The sequence below is a fragment of the Bacillus sp. 522_BSPC genome, assembly GCF_001076885.1.
In the GTDB taxonomy this organism is placed as follows: Bacteria; Bacillota; Bacilli; order Bacillales; family Cytobacillaceae; genus Niallia; species Niallia hominis.
The window spans coordinates 1-476 of record NZ_JVDT01000231.1 but is presented as its reverse complement, the minus strand read 5'-3'; the positions used below and the strand labels follow the sequence as shown (position 1 = coordinate 476).

Genomic DNA, 476 nt, shown 5'->3' with positions numbered 1-476 from the left:
TGCTCTTATCCTAACAAATTTTATTTAGGACTTACATGTATGCCTTCACTCTCTCGCCAATCTGCGTAAAGTATACGCTTTACATTATCATATCCATTGGTAGTTAATTGGTTATCTAACCACTGTTGATCAAATCCGAGTTCATGTAAATTATCCCATAAAATTTCCCCATCTATAATTAACGATGTTGGGAGGTCTACTGGACTTTCTGGAAGATTGAGATCTTGCTTGTCTGGTTTTTGATACTTGGATTTTAATAATAAACTTATTTGCCCATTAGCTTCCAATATACCGTATTTGACTTCGCGAACTGAAAAGACATTATTTTGACGGAGTATACTCAATACTTGATTTACATCCAATTTGTTCTTTGTAAGTAACTTCCTGTCCATAACACCATCTCGAATGATGATGTTAGGATTGCCTAATAAGAGAGAACGTGTCGATTTATTTTTTAGAGTCATAAACTCTATTCC

At 34.2% G+C, this 476-nt stretch carries 1 protein-coding gene; it reads right to left on the bottom strand.

Going from position 1 to position 476, the window contains the following annotated elements; all coding sequences use genetic code 11:
- Positions 1-20: 20 nt before the first annotated feature.
- A partial coding sequence (locus ADJ83_RS18730; RefSeq protein ID WP_048718701.1) for a DUF421 domain-containing protein occupies positions 21-476 on the bottom strand: 456 nt, incomplete at its 5' end.